A 22,323-nucleotide genomic window follows, 5' to 3' on the forward strand; every position below is an offset into this window, starting at 1 on the left:
AGAGGGTTAGTGTTCTTCTGCAAAGCGATACAAAGGCAGGGAGCACATGCCAGGCAAAAGCGATAAGCAGCAGCAGGACATGGCGTGGCGGGCCATCGGCGGCCTGGTGGGCCTGGCGACGGCCTTCGTCGCGCGCAAGGCCATCGGATTCGCCTGGGAGAAGGCGACCGGCAGGAAGCCCCCGATGGACACCGAGTCGCTCGACATCGACCTCAGCGAGGCGATCGGCTACGCCATCGTGATGGGCGTGGGCATGCAGGTGGCGCAGATCGTCGCGGGCCGCGCCGCCAGGAGGCGCTACGACGCCTGGAAGGCCGTGAAGGCCACCGCGCGGGACGCCGTCTCCTGACCCGTCCCCGCGCGCCCGCCGTACGGATTCCCCGCGGGGAATGCGTACGGCGGGCGCGGGCGTCCCGGCCCGCCGTACGGCGGGCGGCCGGGTGCGCGAGGCGGGGCGGACGGGCCGGGGCCGGGGTCAGGACTCCAGGTCGGCGAGGAAGTCCTTCGCCCAGCGGTCCACGTCGTAGGTCGAGATCCGGCGGCGCAGCGAGCGCATCCGCCGCGACAGGTCGTGCGGCGTGGCCCGCATCGCGGCCAGCATGGCCCGCTTGAGGCCGTCGATGTCGTAGGGGTTGACCAGGAACGCCTGCCGCAGCTCGTCGGCCGCCCCGGCGAACTCGCTGAGCACCAGTGCGCCGCGCAGGTCGTGGCGGCAGGAGATGTACTCCTTGGCGACCAGGTTCATCCCGTCGCGCAGCGGCGTCACCACCATGACGTCGGCGGCGAGGTAGAGCGCGGCCAGCTCGTCGCGGCCGTAGGACTGGTGCATGTACTGCACCGGCTGCATGCCCAGCTCCCCCTGCTCGCCGTTGATCCGGCCGACCTGCAGCTCGATGGAGTCGCGCAGCCGCATGTACTCCTCGACCCGCTCCCGGCTCGGAGTGGCGATCTGCACGAACGCCGCCTCCCCGGGCTTGATGGAGCCCTCGCGGAGCAGCTCGCCGAACGCCTTGAGCCGCTGGCCGATGCCCTTGGTGTAGTCGAGCCGGTCGACGCCGAGCAGCACGCACTCCGGGTCGCCCAGCTCGGAGCGGATCTCTTTGGCGCGCTCCACGATGTGGGGCTGGCGGACCAGGGAGTCGAACTCGCCGAAGTCGACCGAGATGGGGAAGGCCGCGGCGCGCACCACCCGGCCGTCCTCCAGGTGGATCTCGTTCTTCTGGTGTTGCAGGCCCAGCAGGCGGCGGCAGAGCCGGATGAAGTTGGACGCGCCGCCGGGACGCTGGAAGCCGACCAGGTCGGCGCCGAGGAGTCCCTCCAGCAGCTCCCGCCGCCAGGGGAGCTGGTAGAACAGCTCGCCCGGCGGGAAGGGGATGTGCAGGAAGAAGCCGATGCGCAGGTCCGGGCGGAGCTCGCGCAGCATGGCGGGGACCAGCTGGAGCTGGTAGTCCTGGATCCACACGACCGCGTTCTCGGCCGCCTCCTCGGCGGCGGCACGGGCGAAGCGCTCGTTGACCGTGCGGTAGGCGTCCCACAGCACGCGCGAGTAGACCGGGGGGGCGACCACGTCGTGGTAGAGGGGCCACAGCGTGGCGTTGGAGAAGCCCTCGTAGTAGAGCTCGACCTCCGACGCCGACAGCGGCACGGGGATGAGGTGCATGCCGTCGTGGTCGAAGGGGTCGAGGCGCTCATCGGGGGATCCGGGCCAGCCGATCCAGGCGCCCTCCCTGCGCTGGAGGACCGGAGCGATCGCGGTGACCAGTCCGCCAGGGCTGCGCCGCCACGTCCCCTCCCCCACCCGATCGACGGGAAGGCGATTTGCGACGATCAAAAACGAGCTGCGGCCCCGCACAAAATCCTCCAGATAGTTGGTTTGCTGTAACAACTACCCAGTTAGGGACTTTTTATGACTTAGCGGGAGGGAGCTCGTGGCGGCTCCTCAGGTCGGCGCGTACGACCTCGGCGAGCTTGCGGGTCGCGGCGCGGTTGAGGGTGCCGCCGGCCACGGCGCCGGTCAGGAATGGTCCGAGGGTGGTCAGATGGCGGCCGAGCGTGCGCATCAGCCGGTTGCGCAGGGCGGTCTTGGCCGCCGCGCCGAGGGCGAGGGTGACCGAGCCGGGGGCCATGGGGTCGACGCCGCGCTGCTTGGACCAGGCGTTGACGAACGCCACGGCCCGCTGGGCGCCGTTGCCGGGGATGTGCACGCCGTACACCTCGTGGAGCTCGGCGAGGAGCTTGACCTCGATGGCCGCCACAACGAGGGTCTCGGCCACGAGCTGGGCGGGGGCGGAGAGCAGAAGGGGCGGTGCGGCGAACTCGGCCGCCGCGAGGGCTCCGCCGATCGCGCCGACCGTCATGGTCGCCTTGGCCGCCGTGCGGACCAGGTCGTCGGCCAGGGCCTCGGCGGTGAGCCCGTGATGGTGCTCGGAGAGGGTGGCGAGGTCGCGGATGGGGATCCGGGGGGCCACGGACACGAACACGTCGGCCAGCCAGCGTCCCCGGCCCGTGCCCGACGCCTTGGCGTTCTTCGCTCCCGTGGACAGCGCCGCGGACAGGCGGCCGAGCAGCCGTCGCCGCTCGGCGCCTTCAATGTCACCAGGCTCGGTGAGCCTGCCGACGATCTCCGCCACTTCCCGCTCCGGTGCGCCGGCCTCCCCCGCGGACACGGGGTCCTCCGGCGACCCACCGGTCTTGCCGCTCTTCGAAGTCATGTCGCGGAACCTCCTCAAGGCCGTCCTGGCGCGCACTTACCCTTCCATGGGAGAACACACCTCGGACAGGCCATCGGAACGATCGTCAGGCCGCGCACTCCCGGCAGATCTGCTGGCCGTTCTTCTCGGTGGCGAGCTGGCTGCGGTGGTGCACGAGGAAGCAGCGCGCGCAGGTGAACTCGTCGGCCTGACGAGGAATCACCCGGAGCGAGAGCTCCTCGTTGGACAGGTCGGCACCCGGCAGTTCCAGCGACTCGGCGAGATCGGTCTCGTCGATGTCGATGCTGCCCGAGGACTTGTCCGTACGGCGTGCCTGCAGTTCCTGAAGACTGTCCTCGTTGAGGTCGTCGTCGGTCTTGCGTGGGCTGTCGTAATCAGTAGCCATCGGTTTGCTCCATCCCCCTCATCTCTCTTCTGCGCCGTTCGCGCGTGTAACGTCTGAGAGGCACGACTTGTGCCCAATCCGACGAAGAGACTTTGCATCGGTACCCCGTCGGAATGGTCACTGAACCTCCCCACACGTGAGGTACCTACTGCCCATGGCCATGGTTAGCCGAATATGGCGTAAACCACAGCATCGGCGGTATGAGCCACCGTGTTCGACGGCACATCCAACCACATGTACGGCGTGAGCGAGACGCCCCCCGCCGGATCACCGTGGCTGGAGTCTCACGGTCACCACGAGACCTCCTCCGTCCCTGGGGACGGCGGTCACGTCGCCTCCGTGAGCCCGCACGACCGCGCGCACGATCGACAGCCCGAGCCCGGCCCCCTTGGAGGAGTCGACCCGGTCGGCGTTGAGCCGCCGGAACGGCTCGAACAGGCTGTTCACCTCGTACGCGGGGACGTGCGGCCCCGTGTTGGCCACCTGAACAATCAGGACGCCCTCCACAATTCCCGCCCTGACCCACAAATGGCCGGAGTCGGAGAGATTGTGTTTGATGGCGTTCTCCACGAGGTTGGACACGCACCGCTCCAGCAGCACCGGATCGCCCACCGTTTCGGCCTTCTGGAGTTCGGTGGAGACCGTCACGCCGGCCGCCTCGGCCACCGGGGCGAGCTGCTCGACGGCGGTACGCGCCACGTCCCGCATGTCCACCGGTTTGCGCACGCTGAGCTCGCGCTCGCTGCGGGCCAGCAGCAACAGGCCCTCGATCAGGCGCTCGTTGCGCGCGTTGACCTCCAGCAGCGTGCGGCCCAGCGCCTTGAGGTCCTCCGACGCCTCCGGGTCGCCCAGCGCGATCTCCAGGACGGTCCGGTTGATCGTCAGCGGGGTCCGCAGCTCGTGAGAGGCGTTGGCCACGAATCTTCGCTGTGTGTCGAACGCCACATTGAGCCTGGTCAGCATCGCGTCGAAGGTGTCCGCCAGCTCCTTGAGCTCGTCGTCGGGGCCCTTGAGCGCGATCCGCTCGTGGGCCAGCGTGCTGCCCGACAGCCTGCGGGCCGTCGCGGTCATCTGCTGGATCGGGCGCAGCGCCCGGTCGGCGACGACGTAACCGATGACGATCGCCAGGATGCCCACCCCCACCAGGGCGAGGAGCGTACGGCTGAGCAGGGCCTCGCGCGCCTCGTCGATCGCGGCGTGCTTCCACCACAGCCACTCCTGCTGGAAGCGCTGCTCGTAGGCCAGCGGCGCGTCGGGCAGGCTGACGCCGGGCCAGGCCTCGTTGATGGCCCAGCCGACCATCATGTAGATGACGAAGACCAGCAGCATCCCGGCCAGGAAGAACAGCAGGCCGTAGGTGATGGTGAGGCGCCAGCGGATGCTGATCCGGTCGAAGAGCGCCCGCGCCCGCTCCAGCGGGCCACCGCGCGCCGGGGCGGCGCCGGTCGGCGGCGGCCCGTCCCACACCGGCGGGCCCTGCGGCGGCGGGGCCTGCCCGTTCCGCCCGGAACCTGCCTGCGGCGGGGCCTGCCCTGGATCGGTCCGCCCCGGATCGGTCCGCCTCGGACCGGCCTGCGGCGTCTCCTCCTCGCGCCGCGCCCCCCGCGCGGAGTGGGGGCTGATCATCGGGTGGGTGGGAGCGGAAAGACGCGCGTCGTCCCCCGGGACGCCCGAGGGGCGCTCGGCTCCGCCGCCTGCCGGGGCGCTCACAGCCGGTATCCCACCCCGGGCACCGTCTCGATGACCTGAGGCTCGCCCAGCTTCTTCCTCAGGGTCATCATGGTGACGCGCACCACGTTGGTGAACGGGTCGATGTTCTCGTCCCATGCCTTGTCCAGCAGGTCCTCCTGGCTGACCACGGCGCCCTCGGCGCGCATCAGCTCCTCCAGGACCGCGAACTCCTTCTTGGTGAGCGAGATCTCCTCGCCGTTCCTGGTCACCAGCCGCTTGCCCGGGTCCAGGCGGACGCCGGAGCGCTCCAGGACCGGCGGCAGCGCCGGAGCCGAGCGGCGGCCCAGCGCCCGCACCCGGGCGACCAGCTCGATGAACACGAACGGCTTGGCGAGGTAGTCGTCGGCGCCCAGCCCCAGCCCCTCGACCTTGTCGTCGACGTCGCCCGAGGCGGTGAGCATCAGGATCCGCGAGGAGGTCCGCTCGGCCACCAGGCGGCGGCAGACCTCGTCCCCGTGGACCTTCGGCAGGTCCCGGTCCAGGACGATGACGTCGTAGTCGATGTAGCCGGTCCGCTCCAGCGCCGCGGCGCCGTCGTAGGCCACGTCCACGGCCATGGCCTCACGCCGCAGCCCCGTCGCGATCGCGTCGGCGAGCACCCGCTCGTCCTCCACCACAAGCACCCGCACGGCTTCTGGTCCCTCCCCCTGGCGTCGATGAACAAGCCGCCGGAACGGCCCCCCATTGTGAGCACTCCCCCCGTAAGCCGGCGGTAAGCCCGTTGTCACGATAACCACCGTGCGTGATGTATCCCACATCGAGGTTTAGCGCGAGGCGAGGGGTGGGTACGGCTGAAGGCCAGTCCCCTGCAGACCCAGTCCTTCATCCCCGCTTAGAAAGAAGGTGAGATGGGCGAGTTCTCCTCCACGATCGAAAACCGCCTCGACCAGGCGTACAAGAACCTCCACGAAGCCGAGTCCACGGGCGATCAATACCTCGCCGACACCTTCACCGCCGAGATCGAGGATCTCCACCGCCTGGCGACGGACAATGGAGTCCACATCCGGCACTGACGTGATCCGGCGTTGATCCGGCACCGATGTGGAAGGAGCCCCCGGCCGATGTGGCCGGGGGCTCCTTCACGTCCGTCCCGGACCCGGACGGCTTCGAGCGTCACGCACCGGGTCCGGCGGCGGCCGGGACTTTCAGGCGTCTCCCACCGGGTCCGGCGGGCGGGACTTTCAGGCGTCGCGCTCCGGGTCCAGCGGCGCCAGCAGGTCGTGCAGCTCCTCGAACAGGCCCGGCGCCGCGCAGATCGTGAGCCCGGGGCCGTGCGGTCGGCCGTTCAGCCCGCCGATCCTGGCCCCGGCCTCGACGGCGACGAGGCCGCCGGCCGAGTAGTCCCACGCCTTCGGGCCGCGCTCGTAGTAGCCGTCCACCCGCCCGGCCGCCACCGAGCACAGGTCGGACGCGGCCGACCCGCCCCGCCGGATGTCGCGTACGGCGGGCAGCACCTCGGCCAGCACCTCGGCCTGCACCCTGCGCCGCCCGGCGGCGTAGCCGAACCCGGTGGCGATCAGCGCGCGGTCCAGCGGCACGCCGGTGTTGCAGCGCAGCCGCTCCCCCGCCAGCCAGGCGCCCTCGCCCCTGGCCGCGGTGAAGACCTCGCCCCGGGGCACGACGTTGACCGCGCCCGCGACGACCTCCCCGTCGACCTCGACGGCGATGCTGACCGCCCACTCGGGCAGGCCGTACAGGAAGTTGACCGTCCCGTCGATGGGGTCGACGATCCAGCGGACCCGGCCGTCGCCGGTCGAGCCGCCCTCCTCGCCGAGGATCGCGTCGTCGGGCCGGACGGCCCTGATCCTGGTGCGGATCAGCTCCTCCGAGGCCCGGTCCAGCGCGGTCACCACGTCGGTCGGGCTGGACTTGGTGTCCAGCACCTCCGGCCGGGCCGGCCGCTTGGCCGTGAGCATCTCCCCGGCCTCCCGGGCGATCTCCTCGGCCAGCTGGGCGAACGTCACGAAGGTCTCCATGGCCTGCCCCCCTCCTCGTTCACTCACCGCTCATCCGCTGTGGCCCGCCGTACCGGGGCCGTCGTCCGTCCTCACGCCAGCGACTCCGGCCGCTTCCACTCCTGGCCCAGCACGTGCTGCGACAGGAAGGCGAGGACCGTCTCGTACCAGGCGACCACGTTGCCGGGCTTGAGGATCCAGTGGTTCTCGTCGGGGAAGTACAGGAACTTCGACTCGACGTCGGAACGCTGCAGGTCCCACCACAGCCGCAGGCCCTCGGCGATCGGCACCCGGTAGTCCTTGTCGCCGTGGATCACCAGCATCGGCGTGGAGATCTTCTCCAGCGACAGGTGCGGGGAGAGCGCGTCGTACAGCTCGCCGCCCAGGGCGCCGAACTCGCGCTGCCAGTACATCGGCGCGTCGGTCGTGCCGGCGAACTGGTCCAGGTGCCACAGCGAGGCGTGGGTGACGATCGCGGCGAACCGGTCGGTGTGCCCGGCGACCCAGTTGGCCATGTAACCGCCGAACGAGCCGCCCATGGCCGCCGTCCTGGTCTCGTCGACCTCGGGCAGCTCCAGCGCGGCGTCGGTGATCGCCATCAGGTCGGCGTGGGTGCGCGGCCCCCAGTTCGCCCAGCCCCGGCGGATCATCTCGGGGCCGTAGCCGGTGGACAGGCACGGGTCGGGCAGCAGTACGGCGTAGCCGCGCTCCGCCATGATCCACGGGTTCCACCGCCAGGACCAGTCGTTCCAGCTCGACAGCGGGCCGCCGTGGATCCACAGCAGGAACGGCGCCGGGTTCTCCGCCGAGGCGCCCCGGGGCAGCACCAGCCAGGCCCGGATCGTCGCGCCGTCGTCGGCGGTCGCGGTGACCTCGGTCAGGGTGCCGGGCAGCTCCGGCACGGGCACCGGCGAGGCCAGCTCCTCGATCTCGCCGCCGGGGGTGATCCGCACCGGGCGGGCGGGCGAGTCCACGGCGCTGCGCAGTGCGTAGACCGAGCCGTCGGGCGCGGCGCCGAGCGACAGGTAGGCGCCGTCGTCGGCGGTGACCCGGACCGGCTCCGACCCGTCGGCCGGGACCCGGAAGACGGGGCGGCGGCCCTGGTGGTCGGCGGCGACGTACAGCGAGCGGGAGTCGGGCGCCCAGACGACGTCGGACGGCCACAGGCCGCCGCCGGCGGCGTGGCCCTCGCCGGTGGCGAGGTCGACGATCCACAGGGTGATCTCGGGGATGTTGCCGCCGTCGGCGCGGCGGGCGCGGGCGCAGGCGACCAGCCGGCCGTCGGGCGAGACCCGGACCGGGCCGTCGAAGTCGTGGTCCTCCTCCTCGGCGAGGACGCGCGGGGCGTCGTCGCCGGACGTCCCGATCACGACGAGCCGGGAGTGGACGTCACCGCCGGGCCGCGGCACCTCCCAGGTGGTCACCACCGCCGAGCCGTCCGGCGTCACGTCGTAGGAGGCGTTGCCCAGGGCCTTGCCCGGCTGCGGGGTGAGGTCCCTGACCCCGGTCAGCCGGTCGTCGCCGAGCGCGCCGGCGAACAGCCGCGTCTCGCCGGGGCCGAGGTCGTGGTCCCAGTAGCGCACCGGGGCGCTCTCGTGCAGGATCGCGCTGACCCCGGCGTCCTTGCGGCTCTTGCGCCGCTCGTCCTCGGTGGCCTCGTCGCCGGGCAGCACGTCGGCGGTGAAGACCACCGTCGGCCCGCCGGTGGCGAACCCGGCCACGCCGCCGGGCCGGGAGGCGACCTGCCGCGCCTCGCCGCCGCCCGCGGGCAGCAGCCACAGCGCGGGCGCCTCCTCGTCGGGGTCCTTGACGGCCGGGTCGGGGCGGCGCGAACCGAAGAGCAGGTCGCCCCCGGCGGTGAACTCCGCTCCGCTCTCGCCCTTGACCGACCTGGTCAGCCGGTACGGTGCGCGCCCGTCGAGGGGGATCTCCCACAGGGACGTCCCGTAGGACCTGCCGTCGGGGTTGAGGGCCTGGACCACGCCGGCGAGGCGGGATCCGTCGGGAGAGAGGCGGAGGGACACCAGCCGGGGAGTGCCGACATAGTCACGCATGTCACTGAAAGGAGTCACGGTCCGAACCTACTCCCGTCGCCGCTGAGACCGGATACCCCCTCGTCCGGCGGAACGCCCCGCGGGACGCGGTGGAAAGGGGGTGGAAGGTGGAGGGAGGCGGAGTGTGACGAAGAAGACTCCCGGGTGGGGGCGGGGGAGGCGTCCGGGAACGCGCCCGGACCCGAATCCCCCGGTGTGACCATGCAGAAGGACTTCCCGGCATGCGGTTGGATGAATTCCATGGGGACTTACGACGCACTTCTCGTCGTGTCGTTCGGCGGCCCGGAGAAGCCGGACGACGTGATGCCGTTTCTGGAGAACGTCGTGCGGGGCCGGGGGATCCCGCGCGAGCGGCTGCTGGAGGTCGAGGCGCACTACCAGCGCTTCGGCGGGGCCAGCCCGATCAACCAGCAGTGCCGCGACCTGATCGCCGCCGTCGAGCCGACGCTCGACGTCCCGGTCTACTGGGGCAACCGCAACTGGCACCCCTACCTTGAGGACACGCTCCGGCGGATGACCGCCGACGGCGTCCGCAAGGCCGCCGCCTTCGTCACCGCGGCCTACAGCTCCTACTCGGCCTGCCGGCAGTACCTCGACGACATCGCACTGGCCAGGGCCGCGGTCGAGGGCGCGCCCGAGGTCGTCAAGCTGCGCCACTACTTCGACCACCCCGGGTTCGTCGCGGCGATGGCCGACCACACCCGCGAGGCCCTGGAGCGGCTCCCCGCCGGTCTGCGCGACTCCGCGCGGCTGGTCTTCACCGCCCACAGCATCCCGCTGTCGATGGCCAGGACCGCCGGGCCGGACGGCGGCGCCTACGAGGCGCAGCTGCGCAGGACGGCCGCCCTGGTCACCGCCGAGCTGGGCGGGGACCGCCCGTGGGACCTGGTGTGGCAGAGCCGCAGCGGCGCCCCGCACATCCCGTGGCTGGAGCCCGACGTCTGCGACCACCTGCGGGTGCTCGACGCCCCGGCCGCGGTGCTGGTGCCGATCGGGTTCGTCTCCGACCACATGGAGGTCGTCTACGACCTCGACGTGGAGGCGGCGGAGACGGCGAAGGAGATCGGCCTGCCGCTGGTCAGGGCCGCCACCGCCGGCACCCACCCGCGGTTCGTCTCGATGGTGGGCGAGCTGCTGGCCGAGCCGGAGCCCGCCCACTGCCCGCCCGGCTGCTGCCCGGCGCCGCTCCGCCGCTCCGCCGCGGCGGGCGAGGCGGGGTAGGCGCGGGCCGCCGTACGGGACCGTACGGGACCGCCGTACGGCGGTCGTCGGCCGGGACCTTTCGCGGGCGGGCCCGGGGTCAGGGGTAGGTGCGGGCGTAGGCCTGGGCGATCGACATGACCTTGGAGACGTAGTCCCAGGAGTGGTTGTAGAACCAGACGGCCTTCTCCAGCTTCTTGCCGCCCTGCCCGGCGCCGTTGGCGCACAGGTAGTTGGCCGCGCCCGGGACGGCGTCGTACGGGCTCCAGATGTCGGCGATCCCGTCGCCGTCGCCGTCGACCCCGTAGGTCTTCCAGGTGGCGGGCATGAACTGCATCGGCCCCTGGGCGCCGGCCGAGGAGGGCCCGTTGTTCCGCCCGTGCGAGCTCTCCACCTGGCCGATCGCGGCCAGGACGGTCCAGGACAGGCCGGGGCAGACCGCGGCGGCCCTGCGGTACAGATCCAGGTAGCTGCCCGGCCGCCCGACCTGCACGCGCCGGACGGCGGAGGCGCCCCCGCCGGAGTCCTTCTCGGTGGAGGCGGTCCCGGTTCCGCCCTTGCCGCCGTTCTCGCCGGTCGCCGGCGTGGCGGTGGCCGGCCTCGCGGCGCGGGCACGGCCCAGGGTGATCACCTGCGTGCCCCCTCCGGCCAGCCTGCGCACCAGGGAGCCCAGCTTGGCCGAGGTGTTCTCCGGGCCGTTCACCAGCAGCACCACGCCGGGGAGGAGGCCGAGGCGGCGGCCGGTCTCGGCGCCCACCAGGCCGTCCACGCCGGGCAGGCCGAACCGGGCCGAGGCCGCGACCCGCAGCAGCGGGCCGCCGTCCACCTGGTAGTGCGCGCCGAGAACCAGGCCGAGCCGTTGCGCCGCGCCGCCGTCGGCGACGAGCTCGCCCCGGTCCAGCGCCTCCCACACCGCGGGCTGGGCGGCCACGGCCTTCGGCGCCCAGGCGCGGAAGCGGGCGGTGTCGACCGCGAGCAGGTTGAGGCCCGTCCCGGAGATCTTGACCGCGCCGCCGTCGAAGGAGTCGATCTTCTGGACGTTCTTGAGGCGGGAGATGTCGGCCTTGGTCCTCTCGGGCAGCGTCGTCTGGGAGACCACGAGCAGCCGGGGCGGGGTGAGGGTGATGCCGGGCCCGCCGGTGGCGGCCGGGGTGGGCCCGGGCTCCGGGGTCCGGCCCCGGTCCTGCGGCCGGCTCCGGTCCTGACCCTGGGCCTGGACCTGGACCTGTTCCCCGGCGGGCTGGTTCACGGGCTGCGGGACCAGGCTGGTCAGGTCCCGGACCTCGGACTCGGCGGCGGTGACGGTGAGGGGCTCGGCGGGGCGGGTGACGAGGAACACCGCGGCACCGGCGACCGCGAGGGCGACCACGGCGGCGAGCACCGCGACGAACGCCCCCATCCGGGGAACATGCGACACCGCGCTCACATTAGTTCCAAGACGCCGGGAGTGGGACACGGTCCGAAAAATGGCTTTCCTCCGGACGGGCCGCTGAGAAATCCTCGGTACGATCGACGCCGGAAAAACGGGGAGGGGAGCCTACGGTGGCCGGGCTGTATCGAGGGCTGTTCGGCATGCCCGGAGCCAAGGGGTTCGTCATCGCGGGCTTCGTCGGGCGGATGCCCATGTCGATGCTCGGCATCGGCGTCGTGCTGCTCATCCAGACGCTCACCGGCTCCTACGCCATGGCGGGGGCGGTCGCCGCCACCGTCAACCTCTCCTTCGCCGTCGCCGCTCCCCTGACAGGGCGCCTGGTGGACAGGTTCGGCCAGGCAAGGGTAATCGTGCCGTTCGTGCTGGCGCACGGCGCCGCGCTGACCGGCCTGATGCTCTGCGCGGCACCCGCGGTCCCCCGGTGGGCCCTGTTCGCCACCGGCGTCGCGACCGGCGCGACCGCTATGTCGCTCGGCTCGCTGGTGCGGGCCCGCTGGTCGCATCTGCTGGCCGGGACCGACCGGCTGCACGCCGCCTTCTCGTTCGAGTCCGTCGCCGACGAGGTCGTCTTCGTGGCCGGGCCGGCGCTGGTCACGGCCCTGGCCACGATGGTGAACCCGTACGCGGGCCTGGTGGTGGCGCTGGTCTGCACGGTCGTGGGCACGCTCGCCTTCGCGGCGCAGCGCGGCACCGAGCCGCCCGTCCGCCCGGCGGGCAACGGCGCGGGCAGCCCGATCACGATCCCCGGGGTCGCCCTGATGTCGGCCGCGTTCTGCGCGATGGGCGCGGTGTTCGGGTCGGTCGACCTGATCACGGTGGCGTTCGCCGACGAGCGCGGCGTCAAGCCCGCGGCCGGGCTGCTGCTCGCCGCCGTCGCCGCCGGGAGCATGTTCTCCGGGCTCTGGTACGGCGCGCGGCGGTGGAGGATCACGCTGAACAGCCGGTTCGCCCGTGCCCTGGCGGTGTTCGCGGCCGGGATGGTCCCGCTCTCCCTGGTCGGCGACCCGAGGCTGATGGCGGTGGCGCTGTTCGTCGCCGGGACGGCCATCTCCCCGACGATCATCACCGGCTACTCGCTCGTCGAGCGGCTGGTGCCGCCCGCCCTGCTGACCGAGGGCATGGCCTGGCTCTCCACTTCCATCGGGCTCGGCGTGGCGCTCGGGGCCTGGGCGGGCGGGCGGCTCACCGACGCGTTCGGCGCGTCGAACGCCTACGTGTTCCCCCTGGGCTGCGCGCTGCTGGCGGCGGCCATCGGCGCCGCCGGCTCCGCCTGGCTGCGAACCCCTGTCGCCGGGCCAAAATCATGAGTATCGTTCATGTTCACGGTCGGAGAGGTGAGCCGGCGGCCGCGGCGTGACCTCGCCCGCCCGCCGGCGGGCGAGGAGCGAGAAGCATGAGCGAGGCATTCCGCAACTGGGCCGGGAACCAGTCCGCCACGCCCGCGGAGATCCGCACCCCCGCCTCGGCGGAGGAGGTGGCCCGCGCCGTACGGGACGCCGCCGCCGCGGGGCGCCGGGTGCGCATGGTCGGCTCCGGGCACTCCTTCACCGGGGTGGCCCTGACCGACGGGATGCTGCTGCGGCCGGGCGCGCTGACCGGGATCCGCGAGACCGGCGACGGAGAGGTGACGGCCGCGGCCGGGACGACGCTCGCCGCGTTCAACGAGGAGCTGCACCGGAGGGGCCTGGCCCTGGCCAACATGGGCGACATCACCGCCCAGACCCTGGCCGGGGCGGTGCAGACCGGCACCCACGGCACCGGACGGCACAGCGGCGGGCTCGCCGACCAGGTGACCGCCATGGAGCTGGTGCTCGCCGACGGCGAGATCGTCACCGTGCGCGACGGCGGGCAGGGGAAGATCCGCGACGGAGTGAGCGAGCAGGACCTCTTCGACGCGGCCCGGGTGGGGCTGGGCGCGCTCGGCGTGGTGACCGCGCTCACCTTCCGGGTCGAGCCGTCGTTCCTGCTGCGCGGCGTCCGGCAACCGATGGCGCTCGGCGCCGTCCTCGGCTCGCTCGACGAGCTGGCCTCGGAGAACGACCACCTGGACTTCTACTGGCTGCCGCACACCGACGCCTGCCTGGTCAAGCGCAACAACCGCGTCCCGGGCCCGGCCGACCCGCCGGGCGGGTTCCGGCGCTGGCTGGACGAGAGGTTCCTGGAGAACACCGCCTTCGGCGCGCTGTGCGCGCTCGGCGCACGGCTCCCCGGCCTGATCCCCCGGCTCAACACGGTCTCCGCCGCGGCGCTGAGCGCCTCCACCCGCACCGACGCCTCCTACCGGATCTTCGCCACCGTGCGGGAGGTGCGGTTCCTGGAGATGGAGTACGCGATCCCGCGCGAGCACCTCGGCCGGGCGCTGCGCGAGACGCGCGACCTCATCGAGCGGCGCGGCTGGCGGATCACCTTCCCGATCGAGGTCCGGGTCACCCCGCCCTCCAGCGCGTGGCTGTCCACCGCGTACGGCAGGCCGTCGGCGTACATCGCCTGCCACGTCTATCGGCCGACGCCCAACCCGGCCTACTTCGAGGAGGTCGAGGAGATCATGACCGGGCTCGGCGGCCGCCCGCACTGGGGCAAGCTGCACACCCGGGACGCGGCCTACCTGTCCTCGGCCTACCCGCGGTTCGCCGACTTCCGGGCGCTGCGGGACGCGCTCGACCCGGGCCGGGTGTTCGCCAACGACTACCTGGACACCGTCCTGGGCTGAGAACCGTCCCGGGCCGAGCCGTCGTCCGGCCGGTGCGGGCGGACTCGGCGGCGGGTGGCCCGTGGGCGCGGGTCGCGGCCCTCGGCCGGTGCGGGCGGACCTGCCGGGCGCGGCCGGTCCCGTGGGGGGACCGGCCGCGCGGCGTCACTCCCCGGCCGGGGCGACCTGCCCGGCCTCACCGTTCTGGACGTCCTCCTGGGCGGGGGCGTCCGTCTCGGCGGGGGCCGGCGAACCGGTCGGGTTCCCGGTGGGCGCCGGGGACGGCTCGACCTGGGTGGGGCTCGTGGCCGGCGCCTCGCTCGGGGTCACCGGGGCGGTCGGCTCCGGCGTGGCGCCGGACCCCGGCTGCTCGGTCCGGTCCGGCTCCAGGGTCGCGGTCGGTTCCGGGGTCGCCTGCGGGGCCGTCTCCGAAGCCGAGTCGGACGGCCTGGGCGCCCGCTCCCGCGCCGGGGGGGCCTCCTCGCGCCGCACCACCGGCCCGGGGTTGAAGCTCGTGCCCGAGCTCCGCTCGCCCTTGACGGTGCTCGCCACGGGCTGGCCGGTGGCCTTCTCGAAGCCCAGGATCACGCCCATGCTCACCGCGAACGTGATCACCGCCGTCGCGGCCAGCATCCAGATCCGGGCCCGGCCGGGCCCGCCGGCGTCCCCCGGGTGCCCGGCGGCGGGCAGGACGGTCGTGCTCCCGGGAGGGCCGGCCGTACCGGCCGCGGCCGTGGACACGGCGACCGACACGGCGGCGGGCAGCTCGGCGGTGATCCTGGACAGCTCCGCCGTGCCGGGCGCGGCCGCCGGGATCTCGGCCGTGGCGGGATCGACGTCCAGCACGACGAGGTCCTCCAGCGCGGCGGCGTCTCCGGCGTCGCCGGTGCCGCCGTCCGGGTCTCCGGTCTCCTCCCGGGTCCCGGCCCCGCCCCGGGGGCCGGTCCCCTCGTAGGCCGCGACGACCGGCATCATCGAGGTCGGGGCGTCCGGATCCGCTCCGGCGGACCCGCCGGAGCGCCACGCACGGGTCTCACCGGACGACGCCGCGAAGGTCTCACCGTACGGCGCCGCGAAGGTCTCGCCGCCCGGTGCCACGGAGTACGGCGCCGCGGAGACCCCGCCGTGCGTCCGCGCGGGGGCCTCGCGCACGGTGGCCAGCGCCGCCGTCGCCAGCTCCCCGTTGCCCTCGACCTTCTTCGGCGGGTCGTCGCCGGCCTCCTGCCGGGACAGGAACGGCAGGTGGCTGCCGGTGCGCTTCAGGTAATGGGTGTAGACGGCGCCGCCGACCGTGCTGCCCACGCTCATCACGGCGGCGCCGATGACCGTGCCCGCGACCCCGAGATACGAGGCGGCCACCGCCGCCGTCATCGTGGCCAGGGCTCCCCCGATGATCTGCGGCAGGCTCAGATCGAACCTCTGCTCGCCGCCCATTCCCCGAATCAGTCCCTTCTCACGAGCTTTCGGTAAAGGGGTGCGTAAAGGCTCCCCCGAAGAATGACGCATCCGCGTGTCCTGTTGTTCCTGTGACCTGTGCGACAGGCAGATTCACAGAGCCCCGCGTCGCTCGACCCCGAGGGAGTCCGCCGGAGATGACATTCTCCCGCCAACCAGGCCCGCCATCGCTTCACGCCACACCGGGTGCCATAATCGCCACCGCCGGTGACGGCCGGGCCGGTCCGGCCCGCCCCTCGGGCGCCCCTCGCCGGCGCGCCCGTCCGAGGGCGGGCGGCACGTTCTCCGCCCGTCCTTCCGGCACTTGCCCCAAGTTCCCGGCGGTGCTCTCGCTGATCGGAGAGAATCCGTTGGGACACTTCAAACCCGCTGCTCCATCCCGGTGGCCTGTAAGTTGATGAATGGAGCAAATGTGACCGGCGTCACATCGCTGCGACCCCCATCCAGGAAGGCGATGTTCGGACATGCCGGGTACGGTGCTGGCAGGCAACCGGCACACGCGAGAGACTCATGGGTCCGGGGGAAGATTGAGCACGACGACGAAGGGACTCGCATGCAGGAGCTCCGACTCGTCGCGGTGAGTGAGGACGGAACCTACCTCGTGCTGGCCACGGCCGGCCGGGGCACCCGGTTCACGCTGCCCGTCGACGACCGGCTCCGCGCTGCCGTCCGCGGCAACTTCTCCCGTCTCGGCCAGTACGAGATCGAAGTGGAGAGTCCGTTGCGCCCCAAGGAGATCCAGGCCCGGATCCGCGCCGGCGAGACCGCGGAGGAGATCGCCGCCACGGCGGGCATCCCGGTCGAGCGGGTGCGGTGGTTCGAGGGCCCCGTGCTCCAGGAACGCGAGTACATGGCTCAGCAGGCGCAACGCTGCGCCGTGCGATTGCCGGGCGACTCCGCTCCCGGTCCCACTCTCGGCGAACTGGTCGCCGAGCGGCTGACCCGTCGCGGCGTGCCCGCCGACGAGATCGACTGGGACTCGGCCAAGAGGGACGACAACCTGTGGCGGATCAAGCTCGGTTTCGTATGGAACGGCCACACCCGCCGGGCTGAGTGGATCTTCGATCCGCGCAGGCGGCACATCACCCCGCACGACGACGAGGCCATGCGCCTGTCGTCGGGCGACTACACCGAACCGGTCGAGGACACGACGGTCACCCCGTTCGTGCCGCGCGTGGCCAAGCTCGCGCCGGTGCCGCCGCTGACGTCCGAGCCGCTGAGCCAGCCTCCGGTGTCGTTCCCCTCGGTCGTGCGGAACGACGCGCCGGAGCCGGACGAGGCCGAGCCGCCGGCCGCGCGCGCCGAGCCGGTGCCGTACGAGCAGCCGCCGATGCCGCCGATCCCGGCCGGGTTCGACCCGCCCAGGCCGACGGTTCCGCCGCTGCGCGCCCCGGACTCCTACGAGCCGGTCAGGCTGCCCGAGCCCGGCTCGGTCACGCCCGTGATCCGGGTACGGCCCGCCGAGCCGCCGGAGCTCCCCAGGCCCGCGGACCTCACGGAGCTCACGGGGCCCGCGAAGACCGCGGAGCTCACGAAGCCCGCGGAGCCCGCGGAGCCCGCGGAATCCTCGAAGGCCGCGAAGCCCTCAGAGTCCCCGGAGGCCCTGGAGGCCCTGGAGGCGACGGGACCCGGGCGAGCCGGCACCGCCGAGCCCGCCGCGGAGACCGCCGCACCGGAGATCTTCGCCCCCGCCCCCGCGTCGCAGTCCCCGCGGATCACGGCCGTCCCCGGGCTCGCCTCGCCCGGATCCGGCACGCCCGGCCCCTCCGGAGCCGACTCCGCCGGAGCCGAGGTCGCGGAGGCCGGCGAGTCCGCGGCCGGCGGACCGGCCGCGGCGGAGGAGCCGAAGGCCGCCGCGGAGCCGGAGCCCGCATCGGACGCCGGAACCGGCGGATCCGAGGCCGCTCCCGCGGAGCCCGCCCCGGCCGCCCCGGTGGAGGAGGAGGAATCCCGATCTGAGCCGGTCGCCGACGCCCCGATAGCGGTGCCCGCGGCGCGCGTCAGCCTCGACAGGGGCTCGCGGGCCGAACCGGCGCAGGAGGAGCCGCGGCCGGGCGCGGCGGTGAAGGAGCCGCCGGCCGAGAAGCCCGCGGATCCGCCCGCTCCGCCGCCCGCCCCACCCGCTCCGCCCGCCTCGCCCAAGCCCGCGCCGGCCCGGCCGGCGAAGAAGGCCAGGGGGCGGCGCGCGTCGGTGCCGACCTGGGACGAGATCATGTTCGGCGCCCGGCGCCAGGACTGACCGCGACACGGGACGAGGCGGGGGTGACCGGTCCGGTCACCCCCGCCTCGCCGTTCGCCGTGCCTGGTCAGGAGGGCGGGTCGTCCTCGGTGAACGGGGCGAGCCAGGCCGGCGTGACCTCGGCGGCGAAGGCCACCCCCTGCGCCTCGCCGACGTCGATCGCGGCGTAACCTCCGCTGCCCGCCCCCACCCCGGCGACCACGGTCAGCACGCCGGCGCGCCGCTGGAACCACGTCTGGCGCAGCGTCCAGCCGACCACGGCGCGCTCCTCGATCACCACCTGCGAGCGGCGCAGGGACCCCGAGCGGACCGACAGCCGCCCTCCCTCGTGGGTGTGGCCCAGGGAGCGGTAGCGGTCGAGGCCGAGGGGGACGCCCAGGACCGCGAGAACGAGGGCCACCGCCACCGCCCACCACAGCGGCGGCCAGGCCCGGGCGGCGACCGCGGCGCAGGCGGCGGTCACCAGCCAGGGGAAGACCGCCCGGAACAGGCGGCGGCGGCGCGCGACCGGCGGGTGCGGCCGCAACCCGGTCAGGATCGGGCCGACCGCCTCGCGCACCACGTCCAGCGCGGTCCGGCGCGGGATCGCGGACAGCAGCTGCCCCCGGGTCCCGGAGTCGCCCAGCCCGGTCACGATCGCCCAGGCGCGGGCGACCCCGGCCCAGCGTTCGGCCAGCCCCTCGACCAGCTCGAACCCGCGCACCCTGCGCCGCTCCAGGGACACGCTCCTGCGGGTCAGCAGGCCGCGCTCGGCGACGAGGTAGCCGTCCCTGGCGCGCAGGGTGAAATCCCAGTTGAACACGGCGTACATCGCGGCGCCGAGCACCGGCATGGCGAGCACCAGCACCACCAGCGCGCCCGCGAGGAGGAGGGGGTGACCCCACAGCCACTCCCCGGCGCCGACCACGATCCTGCCGTCGATCCTCAGCTCGGAACCCCACTGGAACGCCAGGCCGGCCGCGCCCGCCACGAACGCGAACGGGGTCAGCAGGTAGGAGCCGGAGAGGGGACCGTAGGCCAGCCACCTGCGGGGCACCACGAACAGCACCCGCTCGGGGAGCGCCTCCCCGGTCCGGTGACGCGTCGGCGGGACGGCCGCGACCGGCGACGGCCCGGCGGGCACCGGCTCGGCGGGCGCCGGAGAGCCCGGGAGCGGCCCGGCGGGGACGGTGACCGCCGCCCCTGCGGGACCGCCGCCGTGGGCGGCGACCGTCCCCCGGGCCCCGGCGCGGCGCGCCGCCCGCGCACGGGCGTGCCAGAGCAGGGCGGCCTTGAGGCGCTCGGCCTCCACGAGCGTCACCCCGTCGAGCTCGCCCTCCTGCTTGGCCCCGCCGGCACCGGTGTCGATCCTCAGTACGGCGAGTCCGAGCAGGCGGTGCAGCGGCGGGCTGCTGACGTCGACGCCGCGGATGCGCTCCAGCGGGATGGTCCGCACCGACCTGCCGATCAGGGCGCGGGTGAGCTCCAGCCTGTCCCCGATGACCTGGTAGGTGAAGGTGGCCCAGCGGACGACGGCGTACAGGACCGACCCGACCAGGCCGAAGGCCGCCCAGCCGAACGAACCGGACGAGAACCCGCCGAGGAACAGGACGCCGGTCAGCGGCAGCAGGAGCGAGGGCAGGGTCCGGATCGGCTCGGTCAGCAGCACCCGGGGGCTGAGCCTCAGGGACGGCCCGGCGGGCGGCAGCCCCACCGGCGGCCCGACCGGCGGCGGCCCGTACGCGCGGGGTCCCGGCGCGTCCCGCGGGCCGGGACCTTCCGGGGAGGGCCCGGCGAGCGGGTCGGCGTGGGGGTCGGCGTGGGGGTCGGCGTGGGGGTCGGCGTGGGGGTCGGCGTGCTGGTCCCTGGGCTGGTCCGGCGGGCCGGGGAGACCGGTCACGTGGCGTCGTCCCTCAGTTCCTCGGCCCGCTGGGCGAGCCTCTCGGCCAGCGCGGCCGCGACGCCGTAGTCGAGGCCCTTGATCGTGGACGACCCCGCGTGCGAGGCGGTGCGGATGTCCACCGTCGCCAGGCCGAGCACGCGCTCCAGCGTGCCCTGCTTCTTGTCGACCGTCTGTATGCGGCTGACCGGCACGAACGTCCACTGCCGGTCGATCCACCCCGAGCGGGCGTAGACCACGTCACCGCTGAGCTCCCACCGGTGCACGGCGTAGCGCCAGAACGGCTCGGCGAGCGCGGCGGGCACGACGAGCACCGCCGTCAGCGCGGGCAGCCATCCGGCGCCGTCGGCCAGCCACTCCGGCAGCCAGGACCACCGGCCGTCGCCGATCCACCCGGACAGGAGGAAGGCGCCGCCGACCAGTAGCACCGACCAGAAGAGCCCGTCCAGCAGCCACATCACGATGGCCTTGCGGGACACCGGGTTGGCCGGGGGCCGCAGCGGCACCCGTCCGGGGAGGGATCCGGCTCCCGCGGTGTCACCGCGCCGCTCGGTTCGGTCGCTCACACCGCCCAGCCTAAGGGGTCGCTCCGTCCCTGGCGGATCTCCGTCCGGGAGGGGGCCGCGGGCGTCCGGCGCCGGTGGCACGTGCGGCGCCGACGGGCCGGCGGGCTGGCGGGCCGTGTCAGCGATATGTCAGCGGCCCCTTTCCCTGCCGGACGCGGGATCAGGGGGATGTCAGCGGCCCGGTGCATCGTGGTGCCCTCCGGGACGACGAGAAGGGCGGGCCATGCGATATGCCATCCAGGCGAGCGGCCTGGTGAAGCTGTACGGGAAGACTCGGGCGCTGGACGGGGTCGACCTGGCCGTGCCCCAGGGGCGGCTGCTCGGCGTGCTGGGGCCGAACGGCGCCGGTAAGACCACCGCCGTACGGATCCTGGCGACGCTGCTCCGCCCCGACGGGGGCAGCGCCTCGGTGGGCGGGTTCGATGTGGTGGACCACGCCCACGAGGTGCGGTCGATGATCGGCCTGACGGGCCAGTACGCCGCGGTCTACGAGATGCTCACCGGTGTGGAGAACCTCGTGATGATCGGCCGCCTCCTCGGCCTGCGGAGGGCGGAGGCCCGGCTGCGGGCCGGCGAGCTGCTCGACCGGTTCGCCCTCGCGGACGCCGGGGGACGCGCGGCCAAGACGTACTCGGGCGGCATGCGCCGCCGCCTGGACCTGGCGGCCGGCCTGGTCGGGCGGCCCCAGGTGCTGTTCCTCGACGAGCCCACCACCGGTCTCGACCCGCGCAGCCGCACCGAGCTGTGGGACGTCGTGCGGGGCCTGATGGCCGACGGGGTGACGGTGCTGCTCACCACCCAGTACCTCGAGGAGGCCGACCAGCTCGCCGACGACATCGTGGTGTTCGACCACGGCAAGGTGATCGCCTCCGGCACCCCCGACGAGCTGAAGGCCACCACGGGGGCGCGGGTCCTGGAGGTCCGGCCGCTCCGCGACGACCACCTGCCGCTGGTCTCCCAGGTCGTCGGCGACGTCATCGGCGAGCCCCCCGCACTGACCGGCGGCAGGGCCGTGGCCTCCGTGCGCGACCCGGCGGCCGTGCCCGCCGTCGTGCGGCGGCTCGACGACCTCGGCGTCGTCGCGGCCGAGCTGACGCTGCGCCGGTCGAGCCTCGACGAGGTGTTCCTGGCCCTGACCGGTCATCCCGCCGAGGAGACCGCCGGAACCGAGACCGAGCCCGAGCCCGAGAAGAAAGGGGCCCTCGCGTGACGACGGCGACCATGACGGCCACGACGGCCCCCGCGAGACGGGTCGGCCCGGTGGCCGCGCTGACGCAGACGGCGACCCTGGCCTGGCGCAGCCTGGTCCAGATCAAGCACAACCCGTGGGAGCTGATCGACCTGGGCATCCAGCCCATCATGCTCCTGCTGCTGTTCACCTACGTGTTCGGCGGGGCGATCTCGGGATCGACGGGGGACTACCTGCAGTTCGCCCTGCCGGGGCTGCTCGTGCAGAACGCCCTGTTCTACACGCTGTCCACGGCGGTCGGCCTGAACACCGACATCACCAAGGGCGTCTTCGACCGGCTGCGCAGCCTGCCGATCGCCCGTACGGCGCCGCTGTCCGGGCGGGTCGTCGCCGACACCCTCAAGCAGGCGTGGGCGTTCGCGCTGCTCGTCGGCTTCGGCATGGTCCTGGGGTTCCGGGTGGAGACCAGCGTGCTCGGCGTGCTGGGTGCGCTGGCGCTGCTGGTGGTGGTCGTGCTGGCCATGTCGTGGATGTCGGTGCTGATCGGGCTCAGGGCGGCCAACCCGGAGAAGGTGCAGATGTTCGCCTTCTCCATCATGATGCCGTTGACGTTCACCAGCAGCGCGCTGGTCGACCCCCGAACCTTCCCCGGCTGGCTGCGGACCTGGGCCGACCTGAACCCCGTCACCCATCTGGCCGACGCCATCCGCGGTCTGCTGATCGGCGGTGAGGTGGCCGCGCCCGCGCTCGTCGCGCTGGCCTGGTCGGCCGGATTCGTCGTGGTGTTCGCCCCGCTGGCGGTCCGCGCCTTCCGGGGCCGGGCCTGACCTCCCCGCGG

Annotated in this window: 19 protein-coding genes; 8 read left to right on the plus strand and 11 right to left on the minus strand. The window is 73.4% G+C overall.

What is annotated here, in order from left to right; translation table 11 throughout:
• The first annotated feature begins 46 nt into the window (after positions 1-46).
• The gene (locus tag IEZ10_RS05505; protein WP_189245362.1) at positions 47-349 is read left to right on the plus strand and encodes a DUF4235 domain-containing protein; all 303 of its coding nucleotides are present in this window, start codon (positions 47-49) and stop codon (positions 347-349) included.
• A 126-nt stretch (positions 350-475) separates the two neighbouring features.
• Here IEZ10_RS05505 and IEZ10_RS05510 read toward each other — a convergent pair whose 3' ends face one another.
• The 5 genes from IEZ10_RS05510 to IEZ10_RS05530 form a co-directional block, all read right to left on the minus strand.
• Entirely contained in the window at positions 476-1,852 is a 1,377-nt protein-coding gene (locus tag IEZ10_RS05510) for an alpha,alpha-trehalose-phosphate synthase (UDP-forming) (RefSeq protein WP_189245363.1), read from the minus strand.
• 52 nt (positions 1,853-1,904) lie between these two features.
• Positions 1,905-2,711, minus strand: a complete 807-nt coding sequence (locus IEZ10_RS05515) for a hypothetical protein (RefSeq protein ID WP_189245364.1) — start codon at positions 2,709-2,711, stop codon at positions 1,905-1,907.
• An 85-nt stretch (positions 2,712-2,796) separates the two neighbouring features.
• Positions 2,797-3,096: a DUF4193 domain-containing protein gene (locus IEZ10_RS05520; RefSeq protein WP_179826982.1), complete on the minus strand. Its 300-nt coding sequence runs from the start codon at positions 3,094-3,096 to the stop codon at positions 2,797-2,799.
• 267 nt (positions 3,097-3,363) lie between these two features.
• On the minus strand, positions 3,364-4,722 hold the full coding sequence (locus tag IEZ10_RS05525) for a sensor histidine kinase (protein ID WP_373287378.1): 1,359 nt from the start codon (positions 4,720-4,722) through the stop codon (positions 3,364-3,366).
• An 80-nt stretch (positions 4,723-4,802) separates the two neighbouring features.
• Positions 4,803-5,456, minus strand: coding sequence for a response regulator transcription factor (locus IEZ10_RS05530; protein ID WP_179826978.1), 654 nt, complete (start codon positions 5,454-5,456; stop codon positions 4,803-4,805).
• Between the two features lie 219 nt (positions 5,457-5,675).
• Between IEZ10_RS05530 and fliE the strand changes: the two genes are divergently transcribed.
• Entirely contained in the window at positions 5,676-5,840 is a 165-nt protein-coding gene (gene fliE, locus IEZ10_RS05535) for a flagellar hook-basal body complex protein FliE (protein ID WP_179826976.1), read from the plus strand.
• Positions 5,841-6,008: 168 nt separating this feature from the next.
• Here the strand turns inward: fliE and IEZ10_RS05540 are convergent, their stop codons facing one another.
• Together IEZ10_RS05540 and IEZ10_RS05545 are read right to left on the minus strand one after the other, a co-directional pair.
• Positions 6,009-6,803: an inositol monophosphatase family protein gene (locus IEZ10_RS05540; protein ID WP_189245365.1), complete on the minus strand. Its 795-nt coding sequence runs from the start codon at positions 6,801-6,803 to the stop codon at positions 6,009-6,011.
• 71 nt (positions 6,804-6,874) lie between these two features.
• Entirely contained in the window at positions 6,875-8,836 is a 1,962-nt protein-coding gene (locus IEZ10_RS05545) for a S9 family peptidase (protein WP_189245706.1), read from the minus strand.
• 240 nt (positions 8,837-9,076) lie between these two features.
• On the opposite strand from IEZ10_RS05545, the gene IEZ10_RS05550 reads away from it, so the two are divergent.
• Positions 9,077-10,057, plus strand: a complete 981-nt coding sequence (locus tag IEZ10_RS05550) for a ferrochelatase (RefSeq protein WP_189245366.1) — start codon at positions 9,077-9,079, stop codon at positions 10,055-10,057.
• A 79-nt stretch (positions 10,058-10,136) separates the two neighbouring features.
• Here IEZ10_RS05550 and IEZ10_RS05555 read toward each other — a convergent pair whose 3' ends face one another.
• Positions 10,137-11,453, minus strand: coding sequence for a lytic transglycosylase domain-containing protein (locus IEZ10_RS05555; RefSeq protein WP_229810975.1), 1,317 nt, complete (start codon positions 11,451-11,453; stop codon positions 10,137-10,139).
• 125 nt (positions 11,454-11,578) lie between these two features.
• On the opposite strand from IEZ10_RS05555, the gene IEZ10_RS05560 reads away from it, so the two are divergent.
• Together IEZ10_RS05560 and IEZ10_RS05565 are read left to right on the plus strand one after the other, a co-directional pair.
• On the plus strand, positions 11,579-12,775 hold the full coding sequence (locus tag IEZ10_RS05560) for an MFS transporter (protein WP_189245367.1): 1,197 nt from the start codon (positions 11,579-11,581) through the stop codon (positions 12,773-12,775).
• Between the two features lie 86 nt (positions 12,776-12,861).
• Positions 12,862-14,178, plus strand: a complete 1,317-nt coding sequence (locus IEZ10_RS05565; RefSeq protein WP_189245368.1) for a D-arabinono-1,4-lactone oxidase — start codon at positions 12,862-12,864, stop codon at positions 14,176-14,178.
• 144 nt (positions 14,179-14,322) lie between these two features.
• Here the strand turns inward: IEZ10_RS05565 and IEZ10_RS05570 are convergent, their stop codons facing one another.
• The gene (locus IEZ10_RS05570; RefSeq protein WP_189245369.1) at positions 14,323-15,591 is read right to left on the minus strand and encodes a hypothetical protein; all 1,269 of its coding nucleotides are present in this window, start codon (positions 15,589-15,591) and stop codon (positions 14,323-14,325) included.
• A 574-nt stretch (positions 15,592-16,165) separates the two neighbouring features.
• On the opposite strand from IEZ10_RS05570, the gene sepH reads away from it, so the two are divergent.
• Entirely contained in the window at positions 16,166-17,851 is a 1,686-nt protein-coding gene (gene sepH, locus IEZ10_RS05575) for a septation protein SepH (protein ID WP_189245370.1), read from the plus strand.
• A gap of 67 nt (positions 17,852-17,918) precedes the next feature.
• Here sepH and IEZ10_RS05580 read toward each other — a convergent pair whose 3' ends face one another.
• Together IEZ10_RS05580 and IEZ10_RS05585 are read right to left on the minus strand one after the other, a co-directional pair.
• Complete coding sequence (locus IEZ10_RS05580) at positions 17,919-19,730, minus strand: PH domain-containing protein (protein WP_229810976.1); 1,812 nt, start codon at positions 19,728-19,730, stop codon at positions 17,919-17,921.
• The gene (locus IEZ10_RS05585) at positions 19,727-20,296 is read right to left on the minus strand and encodes a PH domain-containing protein (RefSeq protein WP_229810977.1); all 570 of its coding nucleotides are present in this window, start codon (positions 20,294-20,296) and stop codon (positions 19,727-19,729) included. Before IEZ10_RS05585 ends, IEZ10_RS05580 begins: the two co-directional genes overlap by 4 nt.
• 223 nt (positions 20,297-20,519) lie before the next feature.
• Here IEZ10_RS05585 and IEZ10_RS05590 point away from each other — a divergent pair, with 223 nt between their 5' ends.
• Both IEZ10_RS05590 and IEZ10_RS05595 read left to right on the plus strand, forming a co-directional pair.
• On the plus strand, positions 20,520-21,506 hold the full coding sequence (locus tag IEZ10_RS05590; protein ID WP_189245371.1) for an ATP-binding cassette domain-containing protein: 987 nt from the start codon (positions 20,520-20,522) through the stop codon (positions 21,504-21,506).
• On the plus strand, positions 21,503-22,312 hold the full coding sequence (locus tag IEZ10_RS05595; protein ID WP_229810978.1) for an ABC transporter permease: 810 nt from the start codon (positions 21,503-21,505) through the stop codon (positions 22,310-22,312). The genes IEZ10_RS05590 and IEZ10_RS05595 overlap by 4 nt, the downstream gene beginning before the upstream one ends.
• The last annotated feature ends 11 nt before the right edge of the window (positions 22,313-22,323 follow it).

The organism is Streptosporangium pseudovulgare (assembly GCF_014648055.1).
Classification (GTDB): Bacteria; Actinomycetota; Actinomycetes; order Streptosporangiales; family Streptosporangiaceae; genus Streptosporangium; species Streptosporangium pseudovulgare.

Excerpts from the sequence above, each read along its gene's own strand:
- fliE (WP_179826976.1), top strand. The coding sequence starts at position 5,676 with ATGGGCGAGTTCTCCTCCACGATCGAAAACCGCCTCGACCAGGCGTAC.
- IEZ10_RS05540 (WP_189245365.1), bottom strand. The coding sequence starts at position 6,803 with ATGGAGACCTTCGTGACGTTCGCCCAGCTGGCCGAGGAGATCGCCCGG.
- IEZ10_RS05525 (WP_373287378.1), bottom strand. The coding sequence starts at position 4,722 with ATGATCAGCCCCCACTCCGCGCGGGGGGCGCGGCGCGAGGAGGAGACG.
- IEZ10_RS05505 (WP_189245362.1), top strand. The coding sequence starts at position 47 with ATGCCAGGCAAAAGCGATAAGCAGCAGCAGGACATGGCGTGGCGGGCC.
- IEZ10_RS05545 (WP_189245706.1), bottom strand. The coding sequence starts at position 8,836 with ATGCGTGACTATGTCGGCACTCCCCGGCTGGTGTCCCTCCGCCTCTCT.
- IEZ10_RS05515 (WP_189245364.1), bottom strand. The coding sequence starts at position 2,711 with ATGACTTCGAAGAGCGGCAAGACCGGTGGGTCGCCGGAGGACCCCGTG.
- IEZ10_RS05520 (WP_179826982.1), bottom strand. The coding sequence starts at position 3,096 with ATGGCTACTGATTACGACAGCCCACGCAAGACCGACGACGACCTCAAC.
- IEZ10_RS05550 (WP_189245366.1), top strand. The coding sequence starts at position 9,077 with ATGGGGACTTACGACGCACTTCTCGTCGTGTCGTTCGGCGGCCCGGAG.
- IEZ10_RS05590 (WP_189245371.1), top strand. The coding sequence starts at position 20,520 with ATGCGATATGCCATCCAGGCGAGCGGCCTGGTGAAGCTGTACGGGAAG.
- IEZ10_RS05565 (WP_189245368.1), top strand. The coding sequence starts at position 12,862 with ATGAGCGAGGCATTCCGCAACTGGGCCGGGAACCAGTCCGCCACGCCC.
- IEZ10_RS05570 (WP_189245369.1), bottom strand. The coding sequence starts at position 15,591 with ATGGGCGGCGAGCAGAGGTTCGATCTGAGCCTGCCGCAGATCATCGGG.
- sepH (WP_189245370.1), top strand. The coding sequence starts at position 16,166 with ATGCAGGAGCTCCGACTCGTCGCGGTGAGTGAGGACGGAACCTACCTC.